Genomic DNA, 24,326 nt, shown 5'->3' with positions numbered 1-24,326 from the left:
ACCCGGCCACCACCATTCGCTACCTGGCGAAATTGGCGGAGGTGGTCCGGCCACATCCTCCCAATGCTGACAGCTTAAAATGTTGGGCCGGAAACCTGCCGAGTATCCCTGCGGCACAAGTCGGTAGATTTTACCATCTTGTATGCGAACCTGCTGTCATATGCTGATTGACATGGCACCGAAACCTGAGTTCACATCCGACGACTACGTGGATCCCAACGTTCCCGAAGACGAATTGCGCATCCGCTCCGACCATCCGCAGGTCCGAGACCTGTCTTACGACCGCAGTCGCATGCGCCAGCTAAATGACCTCTACAAAGGCGCAATGTTCGACCCCGGTTGGGATCGAAATGATGCACTCGATCCCGATGACGAATCGACTTGGCAAACCGAGCGCCTCGAGCTTTACATCAAGGAACGTGCGCGCGGCAAAGGATACGTCTCTGACTTCATCTACAACAGTCGAGACTTACCCGTCACTGTTTATGGCATTCTGATCAATCGCGGCCGGGGGCTGGAGATTGCTGAGCTAGAACTCTTCCGAACCTCTTGGGGATACTTTGATGACTGGGGCGACTTCGTCGGCGAGGATGGCAACGACCAGCAGAAAGAACGCAGCGAACCTGAGCAGCTCATCACCAGCGATGTCTTGCGACGGATCCCACTTGGAAGAATCGTCGCAATGGCGCAGCAATCCCTGGCCCACGAGGCATGGCGCACCGATGGCCTCCAGGTTCTCATGGGACGGGATCGTGGACCCGACGAACTTACTTCCGAAGAAGTCAACGCCCTCGAGTCAGGCGCGCGTGCCGCCAAGCAGACCAAACGAGGACGCCCGCCACTTCCGGACAGCACCCTCACCGAGATTGCACACGCATATCTCGAAGAAGCACCTGCTGGAGTCGGTCTCCTCAAACGTCTCGCAGCACGCTTCGATCGTCCAGAGGCGACCGTCAGAGACTGGATCGCCTCTGCACGCCGCGAAGGGTTCCTCACTCCCGCGATTCCCGGAAAACGGGGCGCAGGTCCGGGACCTCGGCTCACCACGGATCAGACGCGACGTAGCCCGGGAGTGGACAATGCAGGTTGAAATGGACCCAGAGGAGACTGTCGCAAAGCTCTGGCAGGCGTGCGACCGTTGGACGGAACGTGCCGAGTGCTTCGAGAAGCTTGCGGATGCAGGGTTCCCTGACGGTTCACGACTACACCGAGATAATGCCAGCGCAACCGTCGGCGAGGACTCGCTCGCCGTATCGAGGTATGTCCAGGAGCGAGCGAGGAACGCTGCACGGATGCTGCGTGCACTACATCGGGATATCTTCAAGACTGAACCAGGGCGTTTCCACCTGGACGCGACGGTGCTGTACCCGCTGATGCGCGCTGCCATCGAGGATGCGACGACGATCGCTTGGCTTCAGGCTCCCGAGGATCGCAAGGAACGCCTCACCCGAGCGTTCCGTGCGCTATTCACCGACTCGCTCTATTTCACAGAGAACCACCTGCTTCTGGCTACTGCTGCACCTACCGTCGGCGCTGTGCCTGTGGAGATGGGTGAGGCACTTTCGGCGCACATCACTGCTGAGAGGACAGCAACACGGACACACTTCGAACGCCTCGCGGGCGAGTTGGGGCTCGACGTTTCCGAGTCGACGAGGAAGCTGACTACCAGCGCGCCGGTAAAGGTCCACTACGGCGATAACAGCGTGGAGTTTGCTACTTGGAAGTTTCTGAGCGACCTGAGCCACTTCTCTTTCATGATGTTGCGACACCTCGCGACCACACCGATCCCTGGCACACCGACACCTTTGCTCCATGCAACGATGCTCCAGTTCGCTCAGACAGTTAACCGAGTGTGCAGTGACGCAGCCGAGCGGATCGAACAGTCCGCATCCATCAGATAGAAACGACTCTTACAATGGCACATTCACTCCATTCGTCAATGACCCGCGCGCTAAAATGTCGGTTCGCGAAGCCCTGGGAACGCGAGACGGATAGGTTACGACCATGACGAAGCGGCGGTCCAGGACAAACCCTCAACTTGCCGAGGACAACGAGTGGCTACGCCGGCTAGATCGAATCTCGTTGGCCGTCGACGCCTGGCGGAAACGCGCCGAGAACCCGACGTCGCCTGAGCATGGAAGCTCGCTCGCGGCCGACTCCATGGAGGGGCTAAGTGTCGAGAACCCCATCTGGTACTCGATGTGCATCTCTTCCGAGCACCTAGATTTCGCAATCGACGCCATGCGGGCAACGAGCACGATGTATCCGACCGCCTATATGACCGTCGCGCGAACTGCGTTTGTCGCGGCCGTGAACGCGGTGTGGATGCTCGCACCGTCAGCGCGGCAAGAGCGTCGCGAGCGTGCGCTCAAGCTCCGTGCCGATGATCTTCGCGTTCAGGTGACATCTTTTCGCGATATGAAGATCCCGGACGGTAAACCCCAGGAAGCTCGCGCCGACCTCTTGGACCAGCTGCGTGAGCGGCAGGCCAGCCTGCAGTCGGTGGCGAAGTCACTCAGCATGACGGAAGATGTCACAAAGATCAGGTTCAATCAGACCAAGGCGATCGACTGGGTGGCTGAGCATATGCACGGCGTCGACGATGATCTCCTCATCGGTGCCACGCAATCCGTCTGGCGATCAGGCAGCGCGGCGGCTCACGCGCAGTACCACTTCGGCATTATGCGAGTCGACCGTAACGAGACGGTACGCGATGCTGGGGGCGGTTCGGTCGTGCGGCTCCGCGGCGATCTTGATAGCGACGTTGGCCCGGCCTTGGCAGCGGCAGCCATGACGCTGAGCGAAGCATTTCGGCTGTACGATCTCCGGCGCGTATCCCACGACCGCACTTGACTGTTGGCCGACCACGGAGGGCGTCGGGAGTTGCGGGTCTGCCACGGTGACGCAGACGTTTCTTGACTGAGGCTCAAGGTTGCGCGTAGTTCAAGGGAGCCGCGCGGGTATCGAATATAGTTCGTGACTTTCGTTGTGCTTGAAGCGCGCATAGGCGCGAGGGGCCACCCCGTATCTTTGCTTGAAGGCTCGCGATGCAACAGCAGGGTCGCTCCACCCGACGGCTGAAGCGATCTCTCCCACACCGAGTCTCGTGGTGGCAAGAAGCTCGGCCATTTGGTCTGTTCTCAGCTGACGAAGATATGCCGCCGGTGATATCCCAACCTGGGCACGAAATAGTCGGGCCAGTTGCGAGCCTGACAACGCGACCTCGCGGGCCAACACGTCAATCCGCCATGGACGCCCCAGATCGGCACGCATCAGTGCGATAGCCAGCGTCACCTCCCGACGCGGGGTTACCCCCGTAGCCATCGACACCTCGCTGAAATCCGATGGGATACCGTTCAGATGCCCCACCGCATGGAACACACTCGTTGCCATCGACAGCAGTGCGAAATCCCCGCCGTCACTATTACCCAGGCGCGCCAAGCGTCCAAGCGTTGGGGCAAGGTCACGCATCGCTGAGGCGGCCAGTTGCAACTGCTGGAGTTGTGGTTCGCATTTAAGCGCGCGGTGCAGATTGTGCACAAGGGGATGCGTAGCCGATAGCCATCGCATTTGATCGACCAGATACTCAGGATGGAAATAGAACGTCACCGTTCGTGCATGTCCGTCAGGGAATCCTCGACATTCGATACCTGCCGGAATCGTAAGAATGCTCCCCGATTCTAATAGCACCTCTCCCAAGGGTGAGGACACTCGCGCCCATCCCGAGATCGTGAACACAACCTTCACGGAGTCCACCACCACTGGCCCCGAATCGACATACGCAGTCTGTTCACGCACCGCCAGTGGGATCATGCCCGGATCGGGCATGATCCCCTCAGAAACGATTGTCATTGACCCTCGCTTCGGTGAAGACGACCTTCAGCTGATTGGTCGGCTGATGGACCTTCCAGTAGGCAGCACCGCACATCGCGCCTGAGCATGGAGAAGCAGCGTGCCCGATACTCGGACGCGGCACGGCACAATGAAGCGTTCTGCTTTGAGCCACGAGTGGTTCAAAGCAGAACTTCTCAGTCGTCATGTTCGACATAGCTAGGTGGTCAGTCGAAGTTCGGAAGTATCCGCACGATTCTCCATTTTGCGTGGATGATCTGTGTCATGACGCGGTCACTTCTGCGTCGCTTGATACAGCTATCCGGATTCGGGAGGCTAGGAGGCCCGCGGCAACGAGTCCGATGATCGCCAAGATGCTGGCGACAAAGTACGGAGTATTCCCAGAAAATGCTGGCGCAAACCCGATCCCGAGATAGATTGCTATCCCGGTTGAACCGCCTAGCTGGTCAGCAGCTCTTTGCACTCCGGAAGCGATGCCTGCATCCTGTTCAGTGACACCAGTAACAGAGACATATTGAAGCCCGACGAGACCGAAGCCCATGCCTGCTGCGATCAGGATCATGGCAGGGATCATTGCGGGTGCCGGTGCGTGCAAATGGACGACTAGGGCAATTGATGCCATGGCCAGTGCTGTGAATACAAGGCCAGCAAGGATGCACACGCGAGCACCCCAACGGCCAAGCAAGCGCGGCACGTATGTCACCGCAACTACCAGTGACACAGCCAATGGGACGAGCATGAGCCCTGTGGCGAGCGGGCTCAGGCCCAGACGATCCTGAAGGTAGAACGTGAAGAGCAAGAATGATGTCGACAATGCAGCGCTCAACAGCGCAGTTGACGCGTTTGCCAGTGTTCTCGCACGGTGTCGGAAGAAGCTAATCGGAACCATAGGGTTCGCGGCTTTTCGTTCGAACACGACGAAAAGTGTGCCGCATATGAACGACGCCAGAATCGCGAGGATCCAGATCATCGGATAGCGGCTTGACCCCGCTTCGACGATGCCGAAAACAAAAAGGAGGGGTGTAACCGTGAGCAAGACCGCACCGCGCAGGTCGAGCGGAACGCGTTCAAGTGAGCGTCCGGGCGGAACGAGGAAACTTGTAGCGACGAGAACAATGGCGACAAATGGAATAGCTACCAAGAAGATCGATCGCCATCCCAAGAACTCTGTGATGATTCCGGAAAGTACGAACCCGAGCACCAAGCCACAGCTGGCGACAGCAGCCCATACGCCCAGCGCGCGTGAACGCGGAGTCCCCTCGGGGAACAGCATGACAATAATGGCCATTGCCGCGGGCAGAGCGAGCGCTTCGCCAACGCCTTGAAGAAGTCTCGCCGCAACAAGGATAGGAAATGACCATGCTGTTCCCGCGAGCAGTGAGGCTGCACCGAAAATTGCAGTCCCAGCAAGGAGGATGCGCCGCCGCCCAAACATGTCACCAAGACGACCGCCGAGCATCAGAAGGCCACCACCAGCGATTGTGTACGCGACCACGACCCAGGTGAGCTGACGCTCGCTAGCGCCGAACTCCGCTCCGATCGAGGGCAATGCGACATTAACAACAGTCACATCGATAGCGATAAAAAACTGCAGCATCGCAAGGCAGACCAAGGTCAGCCAAGCGCGCACCGATGAGTCACTTCGGCGCGAAGAAAAAGTATGAAAAGACACTAAAGGCTCCGTTGTTCGAGAATGAACCCCGGGCAGCACAAAACGCCGCTCCGGGTAGATCACGAAGCGTCGGAAACGTTAAAAGAAGGAACGCTCCGCCGCTAGCGGAGCGTCTTCGTTACTGCGACAGCAGTCGCACCTGAAGGACTTGACATACCAGCCACCATACCGGCTGTCTGACCTTCTGTCACAGCAAATCTCGGTGCTGCGTAGCCGCGCAAGCGTTGGAGCTGAAAGTAGCGGAATCTACAACGTCCACGTGTTGCACACCACCGGCCCCACTCATCAGCACATTCGATTCTGCGTGCACGAAGAACAACCTCATAAAATTCGTGCGTTCAATGTGATGGCAGTGCAGGCCGTCTTGTTTCGAGTCGATGGTGGTTCGAAAAAGACGGCCTGCGCCGACTTTGAAATCATGTCGTCTAAGGAACGTCCAGGAGGTACTTCTTCTCGCTTTCACGCATGCGTCCAGCCAGCATCGCGATTAGAGCCAAGGATGGTGGGATGGTCCCCGCGATCACGAAGATCACCGGGATAGGTACTAGCAGTGAAAGTGGCCCTGCGATGGCGATCGAGATGGGCATGAACGCGATTGACACGAAGAAGTCGAGACTGGCGACTCGGCCGATCATGTCGAGCGGCACCAATCGTTGTAATAGCGTTCCCCAGATGACTACGCCCGCTCCAGTAAGCGCTCCCACAATGAACAACGCTGTCAGCATCAGAATCAAATTATCGGCAATGCCGATCACCACGAGCGGAAGTGTGCCACCGCCCCAACATACGATCATGAATGTTAGATAGCGACGAGGGAGTCTCAGAGACGAGACCACCAACGAGCCGATCGCCCCGCCGATGCCGTATGCGGCTAGAAGGAAACCGAAAGTGGCTTCGGCGTCCTCGAACCGCGCACGGGTGAGGAAAGGTAGGAGTACTTCGATGGGGCCTTGAATGATGAGTGCGAGCGAGCACCCGAAGATCAGCGTCCAGAGGAGCCAGCGCGTGTCCATCACATACTTCACTCCCGCCCGGAGGTCTCCCCAGACGCTGGGACGTTCCACCGGTAGCACGGGCTTGGTCACTTCCTGACGTCGACTCAGGAACAAAGTGATGACGAAAGCGACCACATACGATGCCGCGACAACGGCTGCCCCGACGGCAGGGAAGAACAGACCGACGACCATTCCTCCCAGTGCAGGCCCGAGACCCTGCCCCATCGACGGACGAAGAGCACCTTCGAGCCCATTCGCGGCAAGTAGTTCTTCTGGCGGAAGCACCTGGGGCAAATATGCACTGTAGGCCGGATAGAAGAATGCGCTCCCAGCACCCATCGCAAAAGATGCAGCGCCGACATGCCACAACTCGATAGCCCCGCTGAACGACAAAACTGCCGCCGCCGTCATCACAGCGGCGGTGCACCCCTGCACGATGATAATGATGTGCCGCTTGGAGAACCTGTCGGCGACCACGCCCCCCAAGATCGCGAAGGCAAACAGACCAAGACTCATCCCTGTTGCCACTGCCGAGAGCGCAAGCGGACTGTCGTCAAGTGCAAGCACTTGAAAAACCATAACGATCGTCCACATACCGGTGCCGAAGACCTGAATTCCAACTGCGCCGAACAACAGACGATAGTCCCGGGAAGCCAACGGGCGAAGGGCGCGTATACGAATAGGATTCTTTGCGATCATGCCAGCACGTCGCCTTCGGCCCTGGCGGTCAGCTGAAGTTGTGGCCAGCTGGCGACATCGCGTAGGAGTTGCCGGTCATGACTTGACAACACAACAGCGGCTTGAGTTGCCCCGAGCGCAATGGTGAGTTCGTCGACAAGAGTGAAGGAGAGGTGGTTGGTGGGTTCGTCCAGGAGCAGCAGATGAGGGCGTTTCGAGAGCACGAGCGCGAGGTCGAGACGGCGCTGTTGACCCATCGACAGTTCGCCCACACGCTTGCCGGTTTCGCGGGGCCGCAAGAGGCCAAGCTGCGAGAGGCTGACCACTTCCGATTGCAACAGCACTCCTGCAGAGACGAGTGCACCGATATGCGCGGCATAGACTTCGCTCGCCCGCCGGTCCAAAGGTAGTGCGGATTCTTGATGCAGAAACCCTATGCGGGTGCTGCCCGGCCTCTGAATGGTTCCCGTGTCCTGCACAAGCTCGCCGCTGACCACACGAAGCAGCGTCGATTTTCCTGCCCCGTTCGGGCCAGTGACAACGAGTCGGCCACGGTGCGACAGCGTAAACGACACCGACGTTGCCAACCGACCGGCCACACTAACGTTATCGACGCTAAGGAGAGCAGCTCCGGTTCGAGTTGGAAGGTCGGGGAATCGGAACAGCTGCGGTGGCTCAGGCACTGTCACCGGGTGTGCTTCGAGCGCTTCCCGTCGACGATGCACGTTCTGAACGTGTCCACCTGCTCGCGTGGCTCGGCCGTGCTTGTTGGTTCCCTTCTCAGGTCGCCACCCAGAGATGAGTCTGTTTTGCGCGGCGCTGAGACTTTCTTGCAGCCGTGTATGCTCCGCCTGCTGACGCTCGTAATCCTGTTCCCAACGTTCTCTTTCGCTCAGACGCCCCTCCTGATAGCCGGCATACCCGCTGCCGTAGATGCGTGGACGATTATCGGGTGCTGGGTCGAGATCGATGATGGTCTCAGCGATGTCAGACAGCAAGGCTCGATCGTGGCTGACGATAATCACGCCACCACTGCGTGCTCGGAGCTGCGCGGTCAAGAATTCCAGTCCACTTCGGTCGAGATGGTTGGTGGGCTCGTCGAGCAACAGGAAGTCGTCCTCACTGCCAAGGAGACACGCCAACCTCACCCGATACCGTTGCCCCACAGAGAGGTCAGCAAGCAGTCTGGTCATGTCTGTTTCTGCGTCGAGCGCTTCGAGGGCGATCTGCACGCGGCGTTCGGCGTCCCAAGCCTGGATCGCTCCGGCAAACTCCAACGCAGCCGCATATTCCTCTGCAGCTCCTTCTCTGTCATCGGCAAGAGCACTAGCGGCGGCATCAAGCGCCAAGACGGCAGCGCGAGGCACTGCCATCGCCTCCGCAACGGCTTGCCCCACCGTCCGACTGTCAGTGGCGGTCATTTCCTGTTCTGCGAGGCCAAGAGTGCCTGTGCGCTGGACACTTCCGCTATCGGGTGAAAGCACACCAGCGAGCACATAAAGGAGAGTCGACTTTCCACGTCCGTTTTCGCCAACAATTGCGATACGTGATTGGGCCGTAACGGTGAGATCGACGTGATTGAGGACAGGTGTGGCTCCACGCATGAGAGACACATCAGCGAGGGTGAGTTGCGCGCGATGGCGCGCCGGATGTACATAGGTATGGGTAAGCATTCGAATCCTTCGAAACGACGCACCACGAGCTTGAAAGCAAACGGGCACGCAAATGACGGCGACCCCGAAGGGTCAGAAAAAGTGGCCGCCGCCTACTCGGAGCTACTCAACGAGCGCGGTGGGCCTACTTAGCCGTCACAGGAAATATAAATGCATAAGGTCAAGCGTACCGTACGATATCGCGTGCTTCCAGTTGGGGCGTCCGTCGTGCTTCGTCGCCACAAGGCTTGATCAACGTGACACAACCCAATTCCTGCATACGTGGGCGATTCAAAAAACACTTTGGCCGCAGGTGAACGAACCAATATCAGCTGGAACTCGTCGATGTGTCGGCATACCTTCCGTGTGTGACGGTGTCAATCAGAGTTATGGCGGCCGGTGCTGGGTACCGGTACCTACTGAACTCCGTCGTAACCGGTGACGGTGATCGCGATGCTGCTTCGTCCCTAACGAGGTATTACCTCGAATCCGGAACACCACCGGGCAAATGGATCGGATCCGGCATCGGAGGCCTACCTGGCGGAGTCCAACCAGGCAGCGAAGTGCATGAGACTCAGTTGCGTCGGTTGATGGGGTTCGGTCAGGACCCGAACACCGGTGAACAGCTTGGACGTCCCTACCGGAAGTTCGCCACTGCAACGGAGCGTGTCGAGCGTCGTCTCAATCGCCTTACGGTGAATCTCTCTCCAGACGAAGTCGCAGCTCAAATGGTGCTGATCGAGGCTGAGGAAGCGGCGAAGCCGACAGGTGCTCCGGTTGCCGGGTTCGATCTCACCTTCTCCGTTCCCAAATCAGTTTCAACATTGTGGGCAGTCGCCGACGGAGGAACACAGACCCTCATCGCCCGCGCTCACCACGCAGCAATCCAAGACGTGCTCGGGCTGCTCGAACGAGAGGTCGCAGCGACTCGCGTTGGTGCGGCCGGGCCGCGGGGTGCGGTCGCACAGGCCGAGATTCGTGGAGTGATCGCTACCGCCTACGATCACTACGATTCCCGCGCCTCCGATCCACAACTGCACACGCATGTAGTGGTCGCGAACCGTGTCCAGACGGTGCGGGACGGGAAGTGGCGCACACTGGACTCTCGAGCTCTTCACGGGGCGATAACTGGATTATCGGAGCACTACAACGCCGTCCTTACCGATCACCTCGCTGTACTACTTGGCGTTGAATGGGAGGCGCGTGAGCGTGGCGCGGGCAGGTCGACGGCGTGGGAGATCGCTGGGGTCCCACAGAACCTGATGGATGAGTTCTCATCCCGCACCCGAGACATCGAACTCGTCAAGGACCGGCTGGTCGCGGAATACCTCGCCAAGCATGGCCGTCAGCCGTCGGCAAAGTTGTTGTGGCAGTTCCGACAGCAAGCCACTCTCGCTACGAGGCCGCCGAAGGAAACGCACTCGCTGCGTGCGCTGACCCAGGATTGGCGTGACCGGGCCACCCGAGTTTTGGGCGAGGACGCGCCGACGTGGGCATCCGCATTGGTTGCAGGCAGCGTACGAGAACCGTTGCTACGGGCCGACGATATTCCGCTGGATGACCTCCGTCTGGTCGCTGAAGCTGTGGTGGAGCGGGTGGGTGATCGTCGGGCGACGTGGAAGCGCTGGAATCTGCATGCCGAGGCCGTGCGGCAGACGATGGGGCTGCGGTACGCCTCAACTGCGGACCGGGACGCTATCACCGGGCTCATTGTGGATGCGGCCGAGCAAGCATCATTGCGGTTGACGCCGCCAGAGCTTGCGTCGAGCCCGCCCGTTTTTCAGCGAGGCGACGGCACGAGCGTGTTCCATCCGAAAGCCTCGACGGTGTACTCCTCCGAGCAGGTCCTGGCCGCTGAGTACCGGCTCCTCGCCGCCTCGAATACGCGCTCCGCGCCTACCGTTTCACTATCCCTGATAGAGCAGGCAGCACGTTCAAAGAGCGGTAGTGGCCCTGTGTTGTCTGCGGATCAGGAACGCGCGATTGCGAAGATCGGGGTCTCTGGCCGGGTGCTCGACGTCCTCGTAGGCCCAGCAGGAACCGGGAAAACGACCACTATGAGTGCTCTCCGCAGGGCGTGGGAGAAGGACCACGGTGCCGGGTCGGTGGTCGGCTTGGCTCCGTCCGCGGCCGCAGCGGATGTACTCGCCCAGGACCTCGGCATCAGTACCGAGAACACCGCAAAATGGTTGCACGAGCACCGCCGCGGCACCTGGAACCTCACCACTGGTCAGCTGGTGATCATCGATGAAGCCTCCCTCGCGGGGACCCTCGCGTTGGACACGCTCACCGCCCACGCCGCCGACGTGGGCGCGAAGGTACTGCTGGTGGGTGATTGGGCTCAGCTGGCCGCGGTCGACGCGGGTGGGGCATTCGGGATGCTCGTCCGGGATCGTGGCGATGCGCCGGAGCTGTTGGATGTGCGCCGCTTCCGCAACGACTGGGAGAAGCACGCCTCCCTCCAGCTGCGTCTCGGAAACACTGATGTCATCGACACCTACCTCGAGCGTGACCGCGTCACCCCGGGAACCTATGAGGACATCCTCGACGCCGCGTACCAAGCCTGGCTCGCTGACCAAGTTGCGGGGAAAACGTCGGTGCTGATCGCGGAGACCCTCGACACGGTATCCGAGTTGAATACGCGTGCCCGCACCGACCGTATTCTCGCAGGCGAAGTCGCGCTGGAAGGGGTGAAGTTGCATGACGGGAACGAAGCTTCTCGTGGTGATCTAATCATCACTCGCCGAAACGACAGGCGTTTGCCGCTCGGCAGGGGGTGGGTGAAGAACGGCGACCGGTGGGAGGTTGTCCGTGCGGGCAACGACGGCTCCCTCGCCGTGAGGCGGGCGCACTCGAAATGGCGGACCACGATCACACTCCCGGCCACGTATGTCGCCGAGCACGTTGAGCTCGGGTATGCGATCACTGCCCACCGTGCTCAAGGCTCCACCGTCGACACCGCGCACGCGATCGTGCATTCACCAGAGGTAACCCGTGAATCGCTCTACGTCGCGATGACCCGTGGCCGGGAGTCCAACCGCGTCTACGTCGCCACCGATCAGCATCACCTTGAGGAGCATCAGCACCGAGACGATCTGGAGATGAGCGCACGGAGCATCCTCTACGGCATCCTCCAACATGTCGGTGCCGAACAGTCCGCGCACGACACCATCACGACTGAGCAAGAGGCATGGGGTTCACTCGCGCAGCTCGCCGCCGAATACGAAACCATCGCTGGGGAAGCCCAACAATCCCGCTGGGTCACCCTCCTTGAAACCTCTGGTCTGGAATCCGAGGTCATTGATGACCTGGTCGAGACAGACTCGTTCGGGATTCTTACCACCGAACTGCGCCGCCTCGAGGCCGACGGGCACAACATCGAAGCCCTCCTCCCACGAGTGGTCCGCGCAGGCAACCTCACTGACGTGGATGATCTCGGTTCCCTGCTCCGATATCGGATCCAGAAAGTCACCGCGAGCTACCCGCCCGCACCGCGGCAGGCTCCCGGGCTGATCGTCGGCCTTGTCCCACGGGCCACTGGCATCACCGACCCCGTGATGCGGCAGGCCCTTGAAGAACGGGAACATCTCATGCAGAACCGGCTCGATGCACTCACCCAAGAGGTTCTCGAACACTCCGCGCCGTGGGTCGACGTTCTCGACGTCGCCGACCCAGTGGCGCGGGGGCGCGGGGTCGAAGCGGTGGTCGCATATCGAGACCGGTGGGGCATCATCGCCGCCAGTCCTCTCGGGGCAGTCCCAGTCGATGATGCGCAACGCATCGACTATGAACGCACCCGCGCACGCATCTACGGACTAGGAAATTCCGACCAGGCAGCTGGTACGTCCATCATCCGCGAGCAGGACGGACGCACCCTCGGCTGACTCGTAAGCCGCGCCTCGTCACCTCGCCTTCGCCAGCTGCGTCCCGTGGTTTACACGGTCGCCTGGCACGCACACCGCAACGGCAGGTGAACAGACGACGGTGGGGCTACGTCACCCAATGACGCAGCCCCACCGTATCTCCTTTCGGGTGCGAGTTATCCCTTCGTCAGGTCGTCGAGATCCGCTACGAGATCTTCATCGCGGACATATCCGGTGCGTTCCCGATACAGGGCGAGACGGCGGCCGAACCAGAGCGTTGCACCGGTCGCGAGAAGCACCAATGCGGTGATGATCCCGGCCCAGGTCCATCCGGCCCCGGTGACGGCCAGCGACGGTGGTCCGGGCGGTGTGACGGGCTTCTCGACCACCTTCGTGGTCTCACCCTCCGCACCGCACTCGCCGCGATGCAGCTGCTCACCGTCTGGGCTGTAGAGCGTCTCGACCCAGAAGTACGTCCCTGCCCGGTCGAACACCAACTCCGCAGAGGTATATTCGCCGGGACCAGTGACGGTGATCAGCTGATCGTGCGTGTCGAACACCAGAGTGTCCGCCTCACACTCTGCCTTACTGCCGGTTTGCAGGTAGGCCTGGAACGCGAGGACCGTGCCTTCCGGGACGGTCCCTTCCACGATGGCGACATCATGCGCCGGATCACCGAGTGTCGCCTCGGGCACCGCGCGCGTGGTCACTCGGAGATCGGTCGGACGCTCGTGAACGAGGGTGGTTTCCCCAGGAGCACCGATGAACCCTTCCGCGAGTACCTCACCGTCCGGGCCGTGCAGGGTTTCGACCCAGAACACCAGCCCTGCCGCATCCACTGTCGTGGTGCCGGACTCGTACTCGCCAGGCCCCTCGACGGGGATCTCCTCGGAGATGAAGAACGGCTCCAGCTCCTCATCTATGGCGGGTTGCTCCGGGTAGGGGCCGTAAGCGCGGAACACGAGGTACGCGCCTTCGGGTAGATCCCCAGCAACGATGGCAGTGTCGCTGATCGGTTCGCTAACGAACGCTTCCGGTGTCGCCTTTGTCGTCACCGATACCTCCACACTTGGTGCGGGAGGCTGGGGTACGTAGAAGCGTTCGAGGATGTCCGCCGGTGAGGACCGGAACGGCTGCACCCGGTCATCTCCTGCGAAGTCCGAGACGATCACGTAGTAGCCAGGCTGCGTGGGGCGGATCTGGTCCGCGTCCGTGTAGCCGAGCTTGTAGATGCCGTTTCGTGCCGGAGTCGTCAGTGCCGTCAACGTCGGAGCCTCGTCGAGGATCAGATCATCGGTGAGCACTGTGTCGGTGGCGAAGGGGCCATAGACGGTGTGGGTGATGAGATCGAGGTCGCCGCCCCAGTAACCGTCACCGGTGAAGTCGCCATGGTTGTCGGGAAACCCGGCCACTTGGATCGTGTCGAATGCGCGCCCGTTCGGGTGCACGTTGTACTCCCGCACCTCCGACGTCACACTGACCGGCCACCGCACACTGGTCGATTCCAGCGGAATACCGTAGTTATCCGCCCAATCCTCCGCGATGTAATCCCGGTACTCATCGGGCTGGCTGGCCAGGCGCATCTCCCACACCCAGGTCACAAATCCCGCATTCGGGTGCGCCACCGGAGGCGACGTGTATGTCCCTGGGCCGGTCGCGGTGACCTGCACGTGTCCGATCGGTGTTGCGTCGCTGGGCACTCCGGCCTGCTCAAGCGGCGGCAGGGTTCCCGGCACCTGATACGCGATGCCGTCGAAAATCACGGGGATGGGTTCCCCGTCGATGCGCAGCCAGACTCCGTTGGTCGACGACACGGTGATCGTGTCCGTCACCGCATCCCCAGGCAGCGCGAGCCTGGCATCGGTCTGTGAGACGGCTTCAGGTTGGAACGGGGACACATGGGTTTCGGCGACCCGCCCAAACCAGTCGGTGAACGACCCGCGAATGTACTTCCCGTTCTCGCCCTGCGCAGCCTGGTCGATGCCCCACACCCAGGTGTAGAAACCTGACTCACCTGCAGTCAAGGACCCTGACGATGCATATTCGCCCGGCCCCTGATTCAGTAGCAGCGTCTCGGTGCCCACCACGGGTGCGCCGTCTGGTGCGGTCTCGGCTTCGACCGGCTGCTCATCGAACGGCCCATAGAGGGTGCCGTTTGCGGTCAGTTCCACCGGGTGCCCGTCGATGACGATCCAGTGGCCGGTACCGACCGTGGAGACGGTGAGGAGATCGACGAAGCTGTCACCCTCGGCGACATATTTGGAGGCGACCTGAGTGCCGATGACCGGCTGGAAATCCAGTGCGATCCACGGCGACTGCGCGGTAGCGGTCACCGCGGCCGGAGTCCCGTTCGCGAGCAGCCGCTGTTGCCCGGGCGTCTCATACAAGTTCACCCGCGCCCCGAGTCCAGCCGCACTGTACGACGCAGACGCGGACACCCGATACTCCGGAACGCCAGGGGTAGGCTTCCCGACGATCGGGTACGTGCCGGTGGTTAGCGCTTTCGAGGTCGTGCCGTCGGTGAAGGTCGCATCCGTGAGCACCACGTTCCCATTCAAGACGGTCGGTGACACAGTGACGGTGAGGGTGCCGTTGTACTGATCGGCCATCGTGACCGCCACATCAACCGATGGGTTCACCGCATGATTCGCGTTCGCTTCCGCGCGCATGGTCGCGAGGTTCCCAAGCACCGTGGCACGGTTTGCCACAGGAACGCGGCCGATATACCAAGAATCACCGCTCATCCCATGCGAGTTGTACGTGACGGGGTCAGCTTCTGCCCACACATACATCTGCACAGCCGCAGTGATGTCGGGGTTCGTGGAATCGCCCCATTTGGAGAGCACATAGTTCAGCTTCGCCAACGTCGTCGAGGAAAGCTGCTGCCCGGTGTGACTGACCAGTTCGGTGACTGTAGTCGGCCCCGTCGTCATATTCCACGGCGCGGGTGCTCCCGCATCCATGCAGTAGACCTGCCGGCCATCGGACTCAGCGATAAACGCACCGACCGTGCCGGTGGTATTCAGATCGCCATACCCAGGACCGAGTGATGCCGCCGACGCGGGACCGGCGGCGATGATGCCTCCGGTGACGAGCACCGCGGTCGCTGCGAGCAATGACCCGAACTGTCGTAGCCGCTGCCTAAACCGTGCTCGTGGCCGCTCGGGCAGATCGCCCGGGCCTCGGAGCGTCGGGGGTGATTGAGATCGCATTCCATACCTCTTTCTGCACCACACCAGGTGGTTGCCTCCTTGTGAGACGGCAGCAACCCCAGACCGGGGGTGCCACCAGCAGACAGGTACGACACCGCAAAGCTCGACACCGGTTGCCCGGTCGACCAGCCCTACCGGGAACCCCGCTATTCGCGTAGAATCGAGGTAGGCAGGACAAACCACACGCCGAGACGAACTGAAAGGTTCAGCAACGCAGACCGCCCAGAGGATCGGGCACTCACCCACACAGGACCAGCCGGCCACCTGATATTCCGTGTGCGAAAGTGAGACCCAGATCATGCTCCTGACCCGACTGTGGAACGCCAGCATCCGCACCCGTAGATTCCTGCGCCGGTGGATGCCGACAAACATCCTCCTCGACAAAATCCGCACCCGACGCGGCCTGAAATGGGGTATCCCCGCGATGCTCCTCGGCGGTATCTACCTCTTCGCCGCCGCCTACTGCACCACCCTCATCGATCACGGCTGGAGCGAATGGCTCTACTTGGTGTTCTTCCTGCTGCTGTGGAACGGCCTCAAGTTGCTCCTCATGGGACCAGTCAGCCTCGTCCTCCTGGCTCGTGTCCGCTTCCAAGAAGCACGCGCCCGCAGTCACAGTAAGCGAGCTGCGGCAGCATGGGAAGTGGCACCCGTCAGCAACTAACTGGCCTGCCGGTCCGCCAGTCCGCCGGACCGGCGCTACGCGTTTGTGATGTGCAAACGGATTTTTAGAGGGCTCCTCGCCAGCAGGCTCCACAGAGTCAGGGACGACCAAGTCGAGATGCCCAGCGTCGATGAGGTACTCGTGGCCTGGATCGGGGCGGAAGTATCACCGAAAGCGGTGTCTACGAGGCCGGAGAACAATAACCCAATCGAGTTTGCGGTCGCCACGCTAGGCAGAGTCATACTCGGGCCCAAAAACCTGAGTCAACCAAACCCGCAGCACGCCCGAATGCCGCTGCTAGCGTGTCGGTGGCCGCTACGCAGCAGGCGTCTGGTTTGATTGGGTAGAGGCTATTGACGACGACGGCGTCGTGTGTAACAGAGAGTAATAGATGACGAGATCTACGACGCGAATGCAGGACGCAGTTCGCATCCTGATGCTCATCGACAAGGCAGCGGAACCCATCGACGGAGCTGCTCTCGCTGCCTCGGACCCGCCGCTCGCAACCGCAGTCGGAGTCGTGCGAACCCAGGTCCGACTCCAGAAACTCGATTTCTGGGTCCGAAACCCCGACTACCTCGCCAACGAACTCCTCAACGACTACGAAGACGGCGATAAGGACCCCACACTCCTCCAAATAGCGGGCGAAATCCTTGACAGCGAAGAGCCTGAACTCCGCCGCTACCCGATGCTCCGTTATTTGTTCGGCGCGTACGAGGACCTGGAAGACGCCCTCTCGATCCTCCGCCAGGCCGACCTTGTTATCCGCCGGAAAAAAGGCCGCCCGGGCAACATAACGCGCACTGACTACTACCTCACCCAAGCCGGAGAGGCTCTGGCTGCCCAAATCCGCCAGGAATACCCCGAACTCGCCTGGTACTCCACCCGAGCAACACTCGTAGTACTCCTGGCCGACGGACAAGGTGCCACCACCCTCAAAGATCGTCAATACCTCATTGATGAGTACATCAAGACCCCACACGGCGTTCGCATCCCCAGCATCACCGGCCGAGCTCGCCGCCGGATAGCAGATATCAGAGCCAACCTAGAAGGACAGCAGCCATGAGCGTCCCTACCCAAGACGAACTGAGGGCCTTGATTGCGGAGAAGTCCGACCTCCCCATCACAAAAGTCGATGAAGTTCTCACCGGGCAAGGCGTCTCGCTCGTCCCGGTGCCGCCCGTCAGCCGCTCAATTGACATCAGCCGACTCCAATTCAGCGGAACCCGAACGAATACCCAGTGGGATGGCCCGTTCGATGAGACATTTGAATTCCCATACGGCGTCACCGCGCTCATCACGAGCGAGAACCTCCGCGGCAAGTCTTCCGTGCTGGAATTGGTCACCTGGGCCTTGCGTGGCAAACCCAGAGACCTTCGTAGCGACGTTAAACCCTGGTTCGACCGGATCTCTCTTGAGTACGCCATCAATGGCATCTCAATGGCAGTCGTCTTGACCAAAAGCGAATCCGGCTTCGTCGCTGACGTTATCCGCGCCACGGATGCGGCAACTTTGCGCGCCTATCTTGCAGGAGAAGGAAACCCCGCTGCCGTCAACATCGTTGGCTCAGGCATGTCAGAGTCGCAGTTTGCCAACTTCCAGGATGAAACCATGATGTCGCTCCTCGGTTTCGACCCCATCACACACTTCCAGAAACACAATGGCAGTGATCAAGGAGCACCACGAACCAACACTTGGCCCGCATACTACGGCGGAATACACCTTCCGCGGAACTCCGATCTCCTATTTGGCGACACCGTCTTCGCAGGCCTCCCTGCCCGTATCCTTCAGATGTACTGCAACGTGCCTCTCATGGGCACCTACATCCGCCTCAACACACTTGTTCGGGTACAACGCCAGGACGAAGCGAATATCGTCCGAAGAGCTACCGAAGATGCCGCCGCGCGTACCAGCAACCGCGCCTCCATCCAAGCTGAACTCGATGCGCTCGACACCAAATTCAATGCCCTCCCGTCAGCATCAGGCCGCCCCTTTGCTGTCGTTGCCAATGAGCTCAGAGAAGCAGAGCGCGATCTTGACACCGCTAACGCAGAAAGCCGAGACGCTGGCCGCACCTTCGACGAAGCTAAAGCGGCGCGACAAGAAGAGGTACTCCGCGCTAGCCGCAGCCGTGAGACCGAACTTGCAGAACTCCTATTCCAGGGACTCAACCCAGCTCACTGTCCTCGATGCGAGCAGAAGTTCGAGGCCAAACGCACTCAACGCGAACTCAGCGACCACGAGTGCGCCGTCTGCACCAAGGAAATCCCCACCGGTGCTCACCATGAAGACGACAGCACTGACGACAACGAAGACGCGGCCAACTCACTCGAAGCGCTCGCAGCCGCAGAGGAGGCGGCCCAGGAAAGCTCCGTCTTTGCCTCCGCAGCCGCAAAGAAGGTACATGATCGTGTCACCGCCCTCGCTGCCGAACTCACTACCGCCAGTCAGGCCGACGAGTTCAACGACCGATTTCGAATTCAACTCGAACAATCCCGATTGGCTGGTCGCCTGGAAAGCTTCCCTGAGGGGAAAAGCACTACCGAGTCTTCCGAAACTATCCGTGTCCTCGAGGCCACCCTTGACATCCTCAAGGACGTCACGACCGAGGAAGCTAGCGAACTCTTCATCGAACTCGACTCCGAAATTCTCGCTATCGGACGCAAGCTCGGAATCGACAATCTCGACTCAGTGAAGCTCAATCGCAACGGGGGAATGAGCGTTGTCACCGCCGGCGTCGAAGACTCCTTCAAGAATCTCAGCGGCGGCGAACGTGTCCGACTACGCGTGGCCGTCATTGCCGCGCTCTTGCGCATCGGTCACCGCTCCGGAGTAGGAAGCCACCCAGGACTTATTCTCCTCGACTCTCCCGGCGACGAGCTCACGGCCGATGCCGAAACAACTCTCCTCACCGAGCTCGATTCCCTCAAGAGCGAGCTCCCAACCCTCCAGGTCCTCGTCGCTTCCGACGATCCGTCCGCAGTTCAGGGCCACCTCGCCGCCGACCAAATCTACGCCAGCCTTGATGGAGGGCCGCTCTGGTGACCGCCTTCAAACTGACCACTGCGACCACTCGACTTATTGTCAGATGCCTCCAGCACTGCCTTGACCAACCCAGCGAGGAGGTTGCCAGTGCCTGGCCTGCTCGAAGCCTTAAGCAAGACCGGAGTCCCTGACGCCAGTATCCCCGGAGAGCTCGAGGCATTCGGAGACGACCTGCTCGCTTCTGTCGACCCCGCAGACCTCAAAGACGCCGAGACGGTCGCCCGAGCCGCGGCTGAGTGCGGCCCGGAGTTCATTGCCCTCGCAGAAGCTGCCGCGCGTGCAGATCATACCCACGCGGACCTACTCCTCGAAGCAGCCACCGTGGTCCTGCCTTCACTCACAAACCTAGTTTTCCTTGACTCCGCAGATGTTGCGCTCAACAGCCCCTTGTTTCTCCAAGCGAAGAGTCGCCCTCTCGCGTTGGCCCTCTACAGTCGCGTAACAGAAGCAAAGGCCACAAATGGACTTCAGGCGTATGCATATCTCGAAGCCCTGGCCAGGCTCGGGCTCACCGACACTACTGCTCGCTTCCGAGCTCTGGAATTCCTCAACACGGTCGAACCCAGCGACTCCGAAGATCTTCTGGAACGTCTGCCAAAGCTTATGGGGTTTGCTCTCGATTATTGGAACGATGAGGGTCTGGGAGACAGACTCCGAGTGCTGCTTGAACATGACATCACCCGTGCGGATGCAGCCTACGAACTCGCTCAGTTAACCCTCCGTACAGCACTCGAGGCTCGCACAGTTGAAGACGTACTTGCTGGACTTAGGTCTGCTCGGAACCAGTTCACAACCGTCGAAAGTATGGAAGAAGCCCGAGAAGACGCCACTCTCTACAGGTGCGTCTTAGAACTCACCGTCACCTTTGTGACTGGCGAGAGTTCAAACGGCGAACAGGCAGAAACTATAGATACGTTGACAGCTGCGATCACCCACCGAGTAGCGATGACGACGCGCAGCGACCTCGGCAGCTGGGCCGCACCCCGTCGCCAAGCAGAAGTTGAGTGGTTCGCACTCGCTAGAACCCTACGTGCTGCCATGGATCCGTTGCGCGAGCCTTCATGGAACACGCCTATCGTCACCTTGACGAGAGTCCTCGCGGCCTACCGGGCATCCCGATCCATCACTGTAATGGGCGGCGATGGGCTTCGGATTGTATTGGAGCCTGTAGTAGAGGCAGCGTTCCTTCGACGCGATGGTCTCCTGAACCATTTGCATGGGCTGGTCGAGGACGAGGATCTACCCGTCGACGAACTCGAAGTCGCACGCCGTCTCCTCGCCGCGATCACGGCGTCTAAGGAAGCTCCCAGTGGTGATGTGGTGGGAAAAGCCTGGGCGGCTGCGCCCGATTTAGCCGCAGAACTAAACGATAACCTTGACCCAGCGATCGCCGATGAACTCGTCGCAGCTAGCGAGAGCGCTCCAAATCTTCTTCGCACGCTGAACGAAGGGGCCAAGACGCGAGCACGCCTCAAGGCTCGAGAGTCCGATCCGATAGTTGATCAGCTACTTGAGCGTGTCATGGTCTCGCTAAAGGAGTGCCCCGGCCTTGGCGGCACTGCCCTAGACGAATTCACCGAGATGCTGACCTGTATCTTGAAGTTCGCTGCTGACCGCGCCAACATCGGCCGAATGAATGGCGGCCCAATCGTTCACTATCTTTTCGAGCCCGAAAATGGGAAACCATTCACTGAAAGCTTTCTCCAAATCGATGTCGCGACCTGGCTCAAGGCAACTCCTCTTCGGAGGTTCGTCGAGATGGAACAACACGATGTCGCGGCTGGTCGAGCTGACATCACAGTCGCCCAGAATCACAAGTTCACGATTGAGGTGAAGCGCGAACTTACCAATGTCTCACCTGCTGCTCTTCTCAAGGCATACGGAGGGCAGGCCGCTGCCTATTCCGTGACCGGCCCTGCCGTTTCTCTAGAGATGGTCCTCGACTTGACCGACCAAGTACACGGAACGCCCTCCCTTGAGGAATCGGTTTGGGTTCAAGAGGTTCCCATTTCCGGAGGACAGCCCCGTCACGTAGTAACTCTAGTAATCCATGGCAATCGTGTGACTCCTAGGGATATGAAGACCAACTAGGTTAGTACCAGGTTGCCAAGTTCCTTCTGGTCCCTTCTCGCGTACCTCAGCGAGGGATAACATGCCGGAGATTACATCGTTCGTGAGTTGTTTGCACGCAGCCAAGTTGCGGAGCTATAAGTACTCGCGCCGACCCACAAATACACGCAGGTTCGTGACCTGCGTGCGTGAGGACCTCTCGGCATGCTCGTCTTCTTGGTTGATCGTGACCACGATGCTCGCCCCTCACGCAAGTCGGCCTGCGTAGTGCTTGCTTTATTCGAGGTCATTGTTGCCCCTGGACAACGGAAACTTCAGTTGGGATCAACGGAGGGCGCAATGGTACGCCATGACTGCGGAGGTACCGGCCGATAGTGCCCGGGGCGACTCCAAGAACTATCCCTACCTGAGCAAGAGTTTTCCCTGACAGGTAAAGTTCCCGAGCTTGATCGACAGCGTCCGCGTCCAATCCTTGCCGCCGGATCCGCGCACCCGAGTTTCGAAGATGGCGCATCACCGCTTCTCGATGCAAGCCCACCTCAAGTCCAACTTGGCGCGCGCTCAGTCCGGCCCCGTATAACCCAACCATTCGAACAACAACTTCGGGGGTGACAGAGGTTTGAACCTTCCCAACCGACTCAATGACTCGGCCTCGAGGGTCCGAAATAGGCGTCCGTGCACCTACCTTGCGTACCATCGGTATCTCCGAACTCGCCCGTGAAATCAACGATTTCAGGGCCCGTGACGAGTTTCGAACGTCATCCAGCCAGGGGCACAAAATGAAACACCCTGATCCACGGATCAGGGTGTTTTTTGTTGGGTGGTTCGGGTTGGCGGTTAGCGGTTAGCGGTTAGCGGGACTAGCAGCCAAAATGTGCGCACAGCCCGGGCGGGTCCGTGGCTTCTTTCGGGTTAGTGGCCACAATCCCCGCGGTCCCCAATTCGGGTCTCCAAACTCCAGATACTGCGATGAGCCTATTCGAAACGTCAGATGACTCGATCGCCCTAGTCGAGTCGACACATATGGCCCCGAATTTACCCAAATTTGGGGCCATATGTGTCGACTCGAATCTGCTGGCGGGTTGGCGGGCTGGCGGGCGGGCTGGCGGGCGGGCCTTGGTTGCCTGACTCTACGTGGCTTGCGCGGGCATGGCTTGGTAGCCTGCTGGACGTTTTCGCCTAGGCCAAATCACCAGCGCCGTAGCAGCCAACGGAAGCGCAAACACCAGCATCGGCAGGACCATAATGCCCAGGAACGCCGTCACAATGGCACCGATCAGGGCCCCCAGCAGCACTCGCAGTGCTGGCGTTCCTGGCAGCATCGGGAACAGGAACCAGGCCAGAGCCGCACCACCAAACGCGGATGCCGTCAGCATTCCCAGCTCCATACCGTCCCAGGACGGAGCGTTGGTATACGCCGCGGCCATCGATCCACATGCCAAGGCAGCTAGTAATAACGGACCCCAAATATGCCGCGGACTGCGTTTAAGTGAGGGCCCAAACCGCAACCCAAGCACCGCCAGCAGTGGCACCGCCGATACCAAACCAATCGTGATGCCCTGCCCCATGGCTTGTGTCCCATCGTTGGCCCCACCCCACGAGGACCCCGTCAGCGCGTACACAACTCCCACGGTCCCACCTACTCCGCTAACGCCAGTCAAAATCCGCGATGCCAACAGGCCCGGGACCGCCGCCTTCACGGAGAGTCCGGGAGCCGCCGTCGTACTTTCTTGGGTATCCTGGCCGCTCTGGGCGCCTTGATGCTCAAGGGTCGACGCCGGAGCCACCTTGGTGTCGCGTTGAGACTGGGCTACGGCCAAGACCGTGACAGTCAGCGCCGCCGCGGCGGGTATGTACGGCATGAGTAGCAGCACGCCTGCGAACAAGGCGCCGAATCCCCCGGCGAGAACAAGGGCGAGCATTCGACGCCAGATGGCCCGTCCGGCGTAGACCGAGTCGAGCAGGAGCATGGCTGCCGCTGTGCCCGTGGCCCAGGCCACTAGGAATAGTGGGCCCACGATTCGGCTGAGGAAGGGGGCGGCCATTCCGGAATCGGCGGCGTCGAAGGCGAGTGAGAGGCCCTGCCATGTGGCCGCAGTGAGCCCTACGGCGATGATAGCGAGTGCGAGAATCCCTAGGGCACGGGGCCCCGTGACAGCGCCCCGTTCGCGGAGAAGTGAACACACCGAAACCATGGTCAAAGCCGGGCCGAGTCCGGCATTCAACGCGGGCAGCAACCAGCTGCATCCGGCTTCGTCGAGCACTTGCAAGCCCCACGTGAAAACGACGCCGACTGCGAGCGCAACAACGATTGCAGCTATGCCACTGCGCATCGCTAGCTTGGCGTCGAGTCGTGTTCCCACGCCGTGGGCCACCGATGAGATACGCTCCCCTGTGCTGGGCTTGAGCCTGCCCTGGGCATCAGCGGAGTCGAGCATGGTGGCGAGCAACGCTGCGCCATTTTCCTCGCGCCACGCTTTCGGGTACCAGCGCAACATGCGTGCATAACGCACTTGTGTGGTGTGGGCTTTCGGGGTGTGGGCTTCCGCAGTACTGGCCGGTGACTGCACAGGGCCGTTCGATGAGCGGGTCTCTGAGCCCTTCCCTGCGTCACTCACTGGAC

General features: G+C 60.3%; 14 protein-coding genes. 8 read left to right on the top strand and 6 right to left on the bottom strand.

Going from position 1 to position 24,326, the window contains the following annotated elements; genetic code table 11:
- Positions 1 to 172: 172 nt before the first annotated feature.
- The 3 genes from AB0P14_RS04965 (at position 173) to AB0P14_RS04955 (ending at position 2,853) form a co-directional block, all read left to right on the top strand.
- Entirely contained in the window at positions 173 to 1,090 is a 918-nt protein-coding gene (locus AB0P14_RS04965; RefSeq protein ID WP_206348526.1) for a hypothetical protein, read from the top strand.
- A complete protein-coding gene (locus AB0P14_RS04960) occupies positions 1,080 to 1,901 on the top strand; it encodes a hypothetical protein (protein ID WP_271394424.1) in 822 nt (273 codons plus the stop codon). Before AB0P14_RS04965 ends, AB0P14_RS04960 begins: the two co-directional genes overlap by 11 nt.
- Positions 1,902 to 2,004: 103 nt before the next feature.
- A complete protein-coding gene (locus AB0P14_RS04955; protein WP_183664397.1) occupies positions 2,005 to 2,853 on the top strand; it encodes a hypothetical protein in 849 nt (282 codons plus the stop codon).
- 90 nt (positions 2,854 to 2,943) lie between these two features.
- Here the strand turns inward: AB0P14_RS04955 and AB0P14_RS04950 are convergent, their stop codons facing one another.
- From AB0P14_RS04950 to AB0P14_RS04935, 4 genes are all read right to left on the bottom strand, one after another.
- Entirely contained in the window at positions 2,944 to 3,852 is a 909-nt protein-coding gene (locus AB0P14_RS04950) for an AraC family transcriptional regulator (RefSeq protein ID WP_271394425.1), read from the bottom strand.
- A 262-nt stretch (positions 3,853 to 4,114) separates the two neighbouring features.
- Entirely contained in the window at positions 4,115 to 5,524 is a 1,410-nt protein-coding gene (locus AB0P14_RS04945) for an MFS transporter (RefSeq protein ID WP_363838579.1), read from the bottom strand.
- A 425-nt stretch (positions 5,525 to 5,949) separates the two neighbouring features.
- Entirely contained in the window at positions 5,950 to 7,218 is a 1,269-nt protein-coding gene (locus AB0P14_RS04940; RefSeq protein WP_183664401.1) for an MFS transporter, read from the bottom strand.
- Positions 7,215 to 8,870 carry an ABC-F family ATP-binding cassette domain-containing protein gene (locus AB0P14_RS04935; protein WP_183664403.1) on the bottom strand — a complete coding sequence of 552 codons (1,656 nt, stop codon included), beginning with the start codon at positions 8,868 to 8,870 and terminating at the stop codon, positions 7,215 to 7,217. The genes AB0P14_RS04940 and AB0P14_RS04935 overlap by 4 nt, the downstream gene beginning before the upstream one ends.
- Before the next feature lie 368 nt (positions 8,871 to 9,238).
- Here AB0P14_RS04935 and mobF point away from each other — a divergent pair, with 368 nt between their 5' ends.
- Complete coding sequence (gene mobF, locus AB0P14_RS04930; RefSeq protein ID WP_221244750.1) at positions 9,239 to 12,733, top strand: MobF family relaxase; 3,495 nt, start codon at positions 9,239 to 9,241, stop codon at positions 12,731 to 12,733.
- A gap of 155 nt (positions 12,734 to 12,888) precedes the next feature.
- Here mobF and AB0P14_RS04925 read toward each other — a convergent pair whose 3' ends face one another.
- The gene (locus AB0P14_RS04925; protein WP_183664409.1) at positions 12,889 to 15,828 is read right to left on the bottom strand and encodes a hypothetical protein; all 2,940 of its coding nucleotides are present in this window, start codon (positions 15,826 to 15,828) and stop codon (positions 12,889 to 12,891) included.
- A gap of 394 nt (positions 15,829 to 16,222) precedes the next feature.
- Here AB0P14_RS04925 and AB0P14_RS04920 point away from each other — a divergent pair, with 394 nt between their 5' ends.
- The 4 genes from AB0P14_RS04920 to AB0P14_RS04905 all read left to right on the top strand — a co-directional run bounded on the left by AB0P14_RS04920 (position 16,223) and on the right by AB0P14_RS04905 (position 21,724).
- Complete coding sequence (locus AB0P14_RS04920; RefSeq protein ID WP_183664411.1) at positions 16,223 to 16,588, top strand: sulfate permease; 366 nt, start codon at positions 16,223 to 16,225, stop codon at positions 16,586 to 16,588.
- 391 nt (positions 16,589 to 16,979) lie between these two features.
- Positions 16,980 to 17,654 (top strand): hypothetical protein, encoded by a 675-nt coding sequence (locus tag AB0P14_RS04915; protein WP_206348524.1) that lies wholly within the window; start codon positions 16,980 to 16,982, stop codon positions 17,652 to 17,654.
- A complete protein-coding gene (locus AB0P14_RS04910) occupies positions 17,651 to 19,633 on the top strand; it encodes an ATP-binding protein (protein WP_183664413.1) in 1,983 nt (660 codons plus the stop codon). Before AB0P14_RS04915 ends, AB0P14_RS04910 begins: the two co-directional genes overlap by 4 nt.
- An 87-nt stretch (positions 19,634 to 19,720) precedes the next feature.
- Positions 19,721 to 21,724, top strand: a complete 2,004-nt coding sequence (locus tag AB0P14_RS04905; protein WP_183664415.1) for a hypothetical protein — start codon at positions 19,721 to 19,723, stop codon at positions 21,722 to 21,724.
- 1,109 nt (positions 21,725 to 22,833) lie between these two features.
- Here the strand turns inward: AB0P14_RS04905 and AB0P14_RS04900 are convergent.
- Positions 22,834 to 24,321 carry a hypothetical protein gene (locus AB0P14_RS04900; protein WP_363838573.1) on the bottom strand — a complete coding sequence of 496 codons (1,488 nt, stop codon included), beginning with the start codon at positions 24,319 to 24,321 and terminating at the stop codon, positions 22,834 to 22,836.
- Between the last annotated feature and the right edge of the window lie 5 nt (positions 24,322 to 24,326).

Origin of the sequence: Specibacter sp. NPDC078709 (assembly GCF_040686795.1) — a bacterium.
Classification (GTDB): domain Bacteria; phylum Actinomycetota; class Actinomycetes; order Actinomycetales; family Micrococcaceae; genus Specibacter.
This window is presented reverse-complemented; position numbering and strand designations above follow the sequence as displayed.